Origin of the sequence: Geodermatophilus chilensis, from assembly GCF_002802985.1 — a bacterium.
GTDB classification, from domain to species: Bacteria; Actinomycetota; Actinomycetes; order Mycobacteriales; family Geodermatophilaceae; genus Geodermatophilus; species Geodermatophilus chilensis.
This window is the reverse complement of record NZ_NVPT01000216.1, coordinates 1-7,472: the sequence shown is the minus strand read 5'-3', so window position 1 is coordinate 7,472 and position 7,472 is coordinate 1. Positions and strand designations below refer to the sequence as shown.

Genomic DNA, 7,472 nt, shown 5'->3' with positions numbered 1-7,472 from the left:
GTGGTGGACCGACCCCGACGGCGACTTCGGCGTCTCGCTCTCCGTCCCCGCCTGAGCGCGCACCCCGCACCCCGCACCCGCACCCCGCCGGCGCCCCCGGCTCCCCCCGGCTCCCCGCTCCGGCTCCGGCTACACCCACTCCGGAGACGATCATGGAGTCCGGGTGGCGACACGCCGTCCGGACCCGGCGCGTCGCCACCGCAGCTCCATGATCGTCGGCGCGAGGGCGGCGGACTCCGCGGCTGGTGCCGGCCACCTGTGGCGGACCGTCCCTCCCCGAGGTGGGGGGCTGTCGCGACGACGTCGTGGTCGTCGCGGAGGCGGCGACGTGACGGGGCTGCTGGAGACGGAGCGGGACGACGGCTCGCGGGTGCTCGAGCTGACGCTCGACGCGGTCCCGCTCGACGAGGGCTACTACGAGGTGTGGCTGCTCGACGAGGCGGTCGCCCGACTGGTGCCGGTCGGGGTCGTGCAGGGCGGTGACGACACCACGCTGGAGCTGCCGCCGGGGGTCGACCTGGGTGGTACCCGGTGGTCGACGTCTCGGTGGAGCCGCTGGACGGCGACCCGTCCCACTCCCGGGTGTCGGTCGTCCGCGGCGTGCTGGAGAGCTGAGCCCCGCGCGCCGCGGCCGAGGCCGCCAGCCAGTCCAGCACCGCCTCGGACGCCATGGGCCGGGCCATCAGGTACCCCTGGGCCTCGTCGCAGCCGAGCTCCAGCAGCCGCTGACGCACCCCGGCGGTCTCCACGCCCTCGGCCACGACGGTGAGCCCGAGGTCGTGCCCCAGCTGGACCACCGAGCGGATGACCGCCTGGTCCCGGTCGTCGTCCAGCAGGTGGGTGACGAAACCGCGGTCGATCTTGAGGCTCCGCACCGGCAGGGACTTGAGGTAGGACAGCGACGTGTAGCCGGCGCCGAAGTCGTCGATCGAGACGCCGATCCCCATCGCCTGCAGCCGGCGCAGCGTCTCTGCGGCCCGCTCCGGGTCGACCATCACCGCGGTCTCGGTGATCTCCAGCTCCAGCGCGTGCCCGGGGAGCCCGCCCTCGGCGAGCATCGTGGTGACCCGGGAGGGCAGGTCGCCCTCCAGCAAGGTGCCCGGGGCCACGTTGACCGCCACGTCGACCTCCCAGCCCTGCGCTCGCCAGGCGGCGCACTGCTTGACCGCCTCCCGCAGCACCCAGTCGGTCAGCGGGCGCATCAGCGCGGTCCGCGCCGCCAGCGGGACGAAGGCCGCGGGGGCCAGCAGCCCGCGCTCGGGGTGCGCCCACCGCACCAGCGCCTCGAACCCGACCGTGCGCCCGGCCCCCAGCGCCACCTTGGGCTGGAAGTGCAGCCACAGCTGACCGGTGTCGATGGCGGTGCGGAGCTGGGAGAGCAGGTCCAGCTGCCCCTCGTCGTGCGGGTCGTCGCCGGAGTCGTAGAGCCGGACGCCGCCGCCGTCCCGCTTGGCCTGGTACATCGCGACGTCGGCGCGGCGGAGCAGGGCGGCGAGGTCGCTGCCGTGGTCCGGCGCGACGGCCACGCCGATGCTGCCACCGACCTCGAGGGTGACCCGGTCGACGGCGAAGGGGCGGGTGAGCGTCGCCGCGACGGACTCGGCCACCCGCACCGCTGCGGCCGCCGACGGCAGGTTCCGCAGGAGGAGGGCGAACTCGTCGCCCCCCAGCCGGGTGACGACGTCGGCCGGCCGCACGGCACCGCGCAGGGCGCCCGCCACCTGGACCAGCAGCTGGTCGCCCACCGCGTGGCCGAGGGTGTCGTTCACGTTGTTGAAGCCGTCGAGGTCGATCAGCAGCAGCGCGGTCACGGGCTCGTCGGGGGTGGACCAGGAGCGGCGCGGTGCGCCCAGCGTCCGGGCCTCCTGCGCCAGCATCGACCGGTTGCCGAGCCCGGTGAGCGGGTCGTGCAGCGCCTCGTGCTCGCGGCGCAGGACCCGCCTGCGGGCGGTGACGGCGAGCACGGTCACCAGCGGGAGCAGCCCCGCAGCGCCGGCGTAGAGCCGGCGGGACGCGGCCTCCAGCTTCTCGGTCACCCCGTCCTGGGGCAGCAGCACCTCGGTGACCAGCCCGCTCGCCCCGTGGTCGAGCGTCCTCGGCTCGGAGAGGACGGTCGCGGTCGGGACCTTCCGCCCGTCGTCGAGCTCGAACTCCACCTGCGGGCGGCCGTCGAGCACCTCATCGAGGTGGGCGAGCTCCTCGTCGGTCAACGGGTCGGGGGACGCGACGTCGGAGTAGAGCAGCCGCCCGTCGCGGGTCCACAGCTGCAGGCCCACGAGGCTGCCCTCGTGGACGAGGTGGGCCACCCCGCTGTCGATGCGGGCGATCAACCCCGGGCTGAGGGCGGTGACCTCGACGCCCTCCCCCGGGAGCTCCACGGCGATCAGCAGGTGGTTGACCAGCTCGGCGTCGACCACCGCCTGGCGCAGGGCGCGTTCCTCCTGCTGACGCTCGAGGCTCTGGGCGAGCAGCGCCAGCCCGGTCACGGCGACGGCCAGTACGGCCAGCAGCGCGCGCCAGGACGTCAGGATGCGGAACACAGCCCCTCCTCCGGGCCCGCCGGACGCGGGACCTCGCACCGTGTCCATCGGTTTCCGTTGTGTGCAACCTGACCGTCCTCACCCCGTGGGATGGCCCGGTCGTCGGCTCGCCTAGCGTGGGGAGGTGACCGAGCGTGCGAGGTCACCCAGGAGCCAGCACCGTCGGGCACGCGACCGACGAGCGCCAGCGAGGAGGCCCGCGTGACCGCGCTCGACACCGACCTCGTCCACGAGGACCTGGGCGCAGCGTGGCGCTCGGCCCGGCCCCGACCGGCCGGACGGCACCTGGACAGCGCCGCGTGCAGCCGGCAGAGCCACCGGGTGCTCGAGGCCGTCGCCCACCACGCCCGGCACGAGGCCGAGCTCGGCGGGTACGTGGCCGAGGCGACCGCCGAGGATCTGCTGCAGCAGGGCCGGTCGGTGATCGGCGGGCTGGTCGGGATGGCCGCCGCCGACGTCGTCTTCGTCGAGTCCGCGCAGGCCGCGCTGGCCGCGCTGCTCTCCGGGTGGCGGCTGCCGGCCGGGTCGCGGGTGGCCTGCCTGCCCGGCGAGTACGCGCCCAACGTGGCCCAGCTGCGCGCCGCGGGCCTGACCGTCGAACACCTGCCGGTCGACGACCTCGGGCGGGCCGACCTCGACGGCGTGGCCCGGCTGCTGGCGGGCGACCCGCCGCGGGTGGTGCACCTGACGCACATCGCCAGCCACCGCGGCGTGGTCCAGCCGGCCGCCGAGGTCGCCGCGCTGTGCCGCGAGGCGGGGGTGCCGCTGGTGCTCGACGCGGCGCAGGCGCTGGGGCACGTCGACACCGACCTCGGCGTCGACGTCGTCTACTCGACCTCCCGCAAGTGGCTGGCCGGCCCGCGCGGGGTGGGCCTGCTGTGCGTGCGGCCGGCGGTCGCCGCCGAGCTGACCCCGCTGCTGGCCGCGCCGGACGACGTCCCGCCGCTGCGCGCCCTCGAGTCCGGGGAGGCGCACGTGGCCGGCCGGGTCGGGCTGGTGCTGGCCGTGGGCGAGCACCTGGCCGCGGGGCCGGTCCGGGTGCGCGAGCGGCTGGCCGCGCTGGGCCGGGCCGCGCGCGAGGTACTCGACGGCGCCGCCGGCTGGCGGGTGGTCGAGCCACGCGACGAGCCGACCGCCACGACGACGCTGCGCCCGCCGGACGGCGTCGACGTCGTCACCACGCGGGCCCGGCTGCTCACCGAGCACGGCATCGTCACCACCGCGATCGGCCCGCAGCGGGCGCCGGGCGAGATGACCGGGCCGGTGCTGCGCGTCTCGCCGCACCTGGACGCCACGGTGGACGACCTCGAGGCCCTCGCCGCCGCCCTCTGACGAAGGACCCGCTGCCCCCCACTGCTCGCACGCTCGCGGTGGGCCCCTGCAGCGGGCCGCCGGCGATCACCGCCCGCCGGCGGCCTGCATCGCGGCCGACACCCGGCGGTGGACGGCGAGCTGCTCGTCGAGGCCGGGGTGCACGGGGACGCCGTCCTCGACGACGAACCGCCCGGCGACGACGGTGTGCCGCGCCGCGACCGGGCCGCAGCGCAGCCACGCCTCGACCGGGTCGGACAGCGCGCCGGCGAACGCGGGGCCCTCCAGCGGCCACACCACCAGGTCCCCGCAGGCGCCGACCGACAGCTCGCCGACCTCCCCGGTGCGCCCCAGGCACGCCGCGCCGCCGCGGGTGGCCATCTCCAGCGCGTCCCGGGCGGACATCGCGGCCGCGCCGTGCCGCAGCTTGCCCTGCAGCATCGCCGTCCGGGCCTCGAGCCACAGCGACGCGGAGTCCGCCGACGACGACCCGTCCACGCCCAGCCCGACCGGCACCCCGGCGGCCCGGAGCTCGGCGACCGGTGCCAGCCCGCTGCCGAGGACCATGTTGGACGACGGGCAGTGCGCCGCGCCGACCCGCGCCGCGCCCAGCCGCGCCACCTCCTCGGCCGAGGGCCACACCGCGTGCGCCAGCCACGTCCGGTCGGTCAGCCAGCCGACGTCGGCGAGGTGGTCGACCGGACGGCGGCCGAAGGTGGCCAGGCAGAAGGCGTCCTCGTCCCGGGTCTCGCACAGGTGAGTGTGCAGCCGGACGTCGAGTCTCTCGGCGAGCTCCGCGGTCCGCCGCATCAGGGTCGGGGAGACGCTGAACGGCGAGCACGGCGCGAGAGCGAGGCGGGTCATCGCGTGCGGCGAGCGGTCGTGGTGGGCGTCGACCAGGCGCTCCGAGTCGGCCAGGATCTCGTCGTCGTCCTGGACGACCGAGACCGGCGGCAGGCCGCCGTCCTGCACCGACAGCGACATCGAGCCCCGCGTGGGGGAGAAGCGCACGCCGAGCTCACGGGCGGCCGCCACCTCCGCGGAGATCAGGTCGCCGCTGCCGCGCGGGTGCACGTAGAGGTGGTCGGTCGAGGTGGTGCAGCCCGACAGCGCCAGCTCGGTGAGGCCGACGTACGCGCTCACGTGCGCGGCCTCCTCGTCCAGCCGGGCCCACAGCGGGTAGAGGGTGACCAGCCACTCGAACAGTCCGCCGGTCAGCGCGGGCGCGAACGCGCGGGTGAGGTTCTGGTACAGGTGGTGGTGGGTGTTCACCAGCCCCGGGGTGACCAGGCAGCCGCGGGCGTCGACCCGCCGGACGGCGGCCGGGGCCGGGTCGCCCGGGCCGCCGACGCCGGTCACCACCCCGCGGGTGACGGCCACCCAGCCGCCGGGGAGCTCGCGGCGGGCGTCGTCCACGGTGGCCAGCAGCTCGGCGTCGTGCACCAGCAGGTCGGCGGGCGTCTCCACGGACGGCATCCTGCCCGTCCGGTGTTCCGGACGCGTGTCAGCGCAGGGTCTCGACCAGCACCCAGGCGTCGACCGCGCCGGCGAAGCCGGCCGGCAGCGAGGGCACCGCCATCCGGGTCAGTCCAGAGCGCGGGTCACTCGACCGGTGCGATGTCGAAGTTGGCCGTCTCGCCCTCGACCGAGGTGACGGTGATCCGGAGCGCGACCTCCTCGCCGCTGTCCGGGTCGGTGGCGGTGCACTCCGTGCTGGCGTCCACCTCGGCGTCGAGGTCGCCGGGACAGGAGACGTCGGCGGCGACGCCGAACTGCGACTCGAGGGTGCTCGACACCTGCCGCTCCAGCTCGTCCTGCTCGATCGACGAGCCGCAGGCGGCCAGGCCGAGCCCGAGGACCGGCGCGGCGGCGAGCAAGGGGAGGCGGCGCGGCACGGGCGAACCCTACTGGCGTCCCCCGGCGTGCCGGTCCGGTTCCGTCACCGCCCCGGACCGAGCACCAGCCGGGCCACCGGCGGGAGCAGGTCGGCGCCCAGCGGGCGGGCGCCGACCGCCCGGCCCGCCTCGGCCGGTGCCACCCCCGCGGACTCCAGGACCTCCAGCGCCTGGACGTCGGGCAGCGCCTCGAACCAGCGCCGTCCCAGCGCCTCACGCCCGACGGCGGTCGGCCGGCCCCACAGGCGCAGCCGGGCCATGCCGCCGTCGGGGAAGACGTCCAGCCGCACCCGGTCCACCGCCGGGCCGCCGTCGAGGACGAAACGGTGCCGGGTGTCGGGCTGCAGCCGGGTCCGCGGCAGGACGACGACCTCGCCGTCCGGGCCGTTGCCGGTGAGGGACGCCGACCCCGGCGCGTTGCCCAGGAAGTACGAGGTGTCCAGCTCGGCGAGGGTGACCACGCCCTCGCAGGCCAGCGACAGCTCCACCCAGTCGTTGCCGTCCCCACGTCGCCGGCGGGTCTCCCAGCCCTCGCCCATCGACCGCGCCAGCCCCGGCGACACCAGCTGCACCGGGCGGCCGTAGAACGCGTCGCTCACCCCGGTCACCAAGGCGCCGTTCTCCAGCGCGGCCAGGTCGAGAGGGCCGGCGTCCACCAGGCGCGGGTCGGGGACGGCGGTGCCGTGCACCCGCAGCCGCGCCACGCCGCCGTCGGGCACGATGGTCAGCCGCACGTGGGTGACCCGCCGGGCGGGGTCGACGGGGAAGGTGTTGGCGGTGTCGCCGGCGAGGTCCGACAGCGGCAGCAGCGGCTGCCAGTCGGCGCGCTCGAGCTCGGCGAGGCTGGGCTGACCTTCCACGGCGGCGCACTCGACGGACGCGCGCGGCGGGAAGTTGCCGGTGAAGTGGGCGGTGTCCACCACGACCGCCGACACGATGCCCGGGACGCCCAGCCGGACGATCGCCCAGTCCGAGCCCGGGGAGCGCCGGCGCCGGGTCTCCCAGCCGTCGTACTCCTTGCCGCGGTGACCGAAGCCGGGCAGCGCCTGCGCCGGGTGCGGCAGCACGAGGTTCTCCTTGGCGGCGAAGGACTCGTCGTTGGCGGCGAGCACCGCTCCGCCCAGCGCGCGGCTGGCCAGGTCGGGCAGGCGGGTGGGGTCGCTCATCGGGCTCCTCGCCGGTGATCGCAGGGTGACGCGGGGGTCACTGTGGCACGGGGCGGGTAGGGCAGCCGGCGTCCGAACAGTCGTGCCGAGGAGGACCCGTGTCCGAACCCACCGACGACCTGCGCGAGCGCGCCCGCGAGCACGTCGAGCAGCTGCCCGCCGCGACCGCCCTGGGCAACGCCGACCCGGCGGGCGGCGTCCAGGACGACCCGCAGGTGCTCGACGAGGCCGCCCGGGAGGAGGGCGAGCAGCAGTAGAAGGGCCCCGCCCCCTCTCCGAGCGAGGCGGAGGACGCCGATGCGCGTCGGCTCCGAGTCCCCGGACGTGTCGCCGCCACCACCCCCGTTCCGTCACCACGGGCGGGAACCCGATGCCGTTCCGTCCCGGCCGGCTCGTCCCACGGCCGGGCCCTTTCCCCGGGAATGCATGAAGGGCCCTCACCTGGTGGTGAGGGCCCTTCATGGAATGGTTGTCCGGCGGCGTCCTACTCTCCCACCCCGTCTCCAGGGCAGTACCATCGGCGCTGAGAGGCTTAGCTTCCGGGTTCGGAATGGGTCCGG

Annotated in this window: 6 protein-coding genes and 1 rRNA gene; 2 read left to right on the top strand and 5 right to left on the bottom strand. The window is 76.1% G+C overall.

What is annotated here, in order from left to right; genetic code table 11:
- The coding region (locus CNO22_RS24255) for a putative bifunctional diguanylate cyclase/phosphodiesterase (protein WP_100501820.1) at positions 1 to 2,540 on the bottom strand (2,540 nt) is incomplete at its 3' end.
- Between the two features lie 201 nt (positions 2,541 to 2,741).
- On the opposite strand from CNO22_RS24255, the gene egtE reads away from it, so the two are divergent.
- Positions 2,742 to 3,872, top strand: a complete 1,131-nt coding sequence (gene egtE / locus CNO22_RS24250) for an ergothioneine biosynthesis PLP-dependent enzyme EgtE (protein WP_100501819.1) — start codon at positions 2,742 to 2,744, stop codon at positions 3,870 to 3,872.
- A 66-nt stretch (positions 3,873 to 3,938) separates the two neighbouring features.
- Here egtE and CNO22_RS24245 read toward each other — a convergent pair whose 3' ends face one another.
- The 3 genes from CNO22_RS24245 to alc form a co-directional block, all read right to left on the bottom strand.
- Entirely contained in the window at positions 3,939 to 5,318 is a 1,380-nt protein-coding gene (locus CNO22_RS24245; RefSeq protein WP_198588572.1) for an 8-oxoguanine deaminase, read from the bottom strand.
- Between the two features lie 134 nt (positions 5,319 to 5,452).
- Positions 5,453 to 5,746 (bottom strand): DUF4333 domain-containing protein, encoded by a 294-nt coding sequence (locus CNO22_RS24240; protein ID WP_100501817.1) that lies wholly within the window; start codon positions 5,744 to 5,746, stop codon positions 5,453 to 5,455.
- A gap of 44 nt (positions 5,747 to 5,790) precedes the next feature.
- On the bottom strand, positions 5,791 to 6,912 hold the full coding sequence (gene alc / locus CNO22_RS24235; RefSeq protein WP_100501816.1) for an allantoicase: 1,122 nt from the start codon (positions 6,910 to 6,912) through the stop codon (positions 5,791 to 5,793).
- 98 nt (positions 6,913 to 7,010) lie between these two features.
- Between alc and CNO22_RS27970 the strand changes: the two genes are divergently transcribed.
- Complete coding sequence (locus CNO22_RS27970; RefSeq protein WP_157937097.1) at positions 7,011 to 7,169, top strand: hypothetical protein; 159 nt, start codon at positions 7,011 to 7,013, stop codon at positions 7,167 to 7,169.
- 214 nt (positions 7,170 to 7,383) lie between these two features.
- On the opposite strand, the gene rrf is transcribed toward CNO22_RS27970, so the two are convergent.
- A 5S ribosomal RNA gene (gene rrf / locus CNO22_RS24230) occupies positions 7,384 to 7,472 on the bottom strand; the annotation flags it as partial.